This window comes from Streptomyces sp. NPDC016677 (genome assembly GCF_055562815.1).
On the sequence record NZ_JBVHEO010000037.1, the window covers coordinates 1 to 1,956 of the forward strand.

Here is a 1,956-nt window from a genome sequence, read left to right on the forward strand (position 1 = left end):
ACAATTACTTGTTAGTATCTTATACGACGAGGATCTACGTTCTAATACTTTAATATGTAAAAAAATAAATAAAGATCAACAAGAAGAAATAAAAAGTACTTGGAGTTAGTGTAGTTTCATGGACACAATCGACGAACTCATTTTAAAGGTATCGACCTTTTCTAAGAAATTTTTGATGATAACGTTCTTCAAGCCACGAATCATAAGATGGCCGGTGGAAATGTTCTTCTCACAGACTCTACCCACTTGGAAGCCAAGCGCCAATAAACATAAATTTACTCGTCAAGAAGTAGAAGTGGAAACTAGAGAATATGTAGATGAACTCAACCGAACAATTGAAAAAGACCGAAAGTCACATGGGAAAAAGCTTTAAAAGATAGAGAGGAGGTAACAGAAAACTAGGCAAATTTGTAAAAGTACCACAGACCCTAATTTTGGCATTATGTCTAGAGATAACAAACAGGAAACTTTCTGTTATCTCGATTATTGCACGACGGCAATGAAATACAATAGTTTTACAGATGCCTTTGTCATGCCTTGAAAATACTTCATTTGAAAGCTTTAAAGCCTTTCGAACAGTGTAAGAGCTTCATTATACTTAATTTGTATCTTAGTTCCCGGTGGGGGATGTTCTCCTATCATGTATCGCCAGAAAGAATTTACTCTCTGGCATTCTTTTTTTTACTTTTTTCAAAGTTGTTCAATTTCTAATTTGTTATATTTGTACGGATGAATTTCATCACAGATGAGAATAGAAGGTGAAAAAATCCTCGTTTTTTGAATATCCTATTTGATTAGCGTTTGTTTTATTTTTTCGAGGATAGAAATGTCGAGTGAAACAGATATTTGGAAGGAAAAATCCTTTTAACTTGTTAGTACAAATGTTGAGTGATGTTGACGTATGTACGTATGAATAATATACTTAAATTGTTAATAATCTCAAAAAGAGTTGGAGGTACCTTTTTTTTACAAGATTTTTTAATAGCAGACAGAGGAGGATTTATTTGAAAACAACCAATTAGACCTGAAATAAGCAATTTATAATAAAAACAATATCACTAGGATTAGAATAGGAACAACAAAAATCAGAGTTCCTTTTTGTCCTCAAAAAGCTAAGTTGGAAATGTTAGAGAAGGAACTTTCATCTGCATATCCTTAAATTGATCTGGTAATAACACCAAACGGAATTTCTGTTTCCTGCGAACAACCGCTCTAACACATTTTTTCTCTTTCTAGGATTTTTGAATTTTTCAGGCAATAGGTCAAGAGGTTGTAACGAGTAAATTATTCAATTGATGAATTAAAAAATGGAAGCGGAACCAATCAGTGTCTATTTCGCTTAGCTGGTAAACTATAAAATTATTAAACGAATGAAAAGAGGTTACTAAGATAGAACAGGAAAATAGTATTTTGGTTTGTCGTAGGTTCAAAGTATCTTTATAGTGAATAAGCTTTAATGGAAATTAAAGCAAACGTTCAAGGTATGACAGATACCAAAAATGAAAGCGGTTATCTAACTTACCCGCAAGTATCGCAAGATTTAGCTATAAGTGCAGATAGAGTTAAAAGCATCAGGATAGAGGTAACCTATCTTGACGAAATAGCTAGTATCATCACTTTTATGATACATTCTCATCTTTTAAAATGTGGATTTGGAAAATAAATTTATTAAACTATTGTATCATTTAGAGACACACAATGTAAGGGATTTACCCCTTGTTCAAGAATTGATATGGACTTCTATGAACCTGAATCATTCCGCTAGTGATGACCGTGAATATGGTTTTACCATTGCCCAGTTGTAAAAAAAAAAGAAAATAATATAGGAAATCGAGAGCGTCCTGCAGTACACAAACAAATTATAGAGTGGATGAAAATTTCAGCTATATAACGAAATCCTCAATATCATGGTTGCTCGTTTTGGTAATAACATGTTTAATTTTGGTGAGTCTGAGG

1 protein-coding gene and 1 pseudogene are annotated in these 1,956 nt (G+C 32.7%); both read left to right on the forward strand.

Features of this window, described 5'->3' with window-relative positions; translation table 11 throughout:
- Positions 1 to 126: 126 nt before the first annotated feature.
- Positions 127 to 538, forward strand: a pseudogene (locus ACZ3IG_RS36095) (IS5/IS1182 family transposase); the annotation flags it as partial.
- A 1,108-nt stretch (positions 539 to 1,646) separates the two neighbouring features.
- Positions 1,647 to 1,805: a hypothetical protein gene (locus ACZ3IG_RS36100; RefSeq protein ID WP_467437472.1), complete on the forward strand. Its 159-nt coding sequence runs from the start codon at positions 1,647 to 1,649 to the stop codon at positions 1,803 to 1,805.
- Positions 1,806 to 1,956 lie beyond the last annotated feature (151 nt).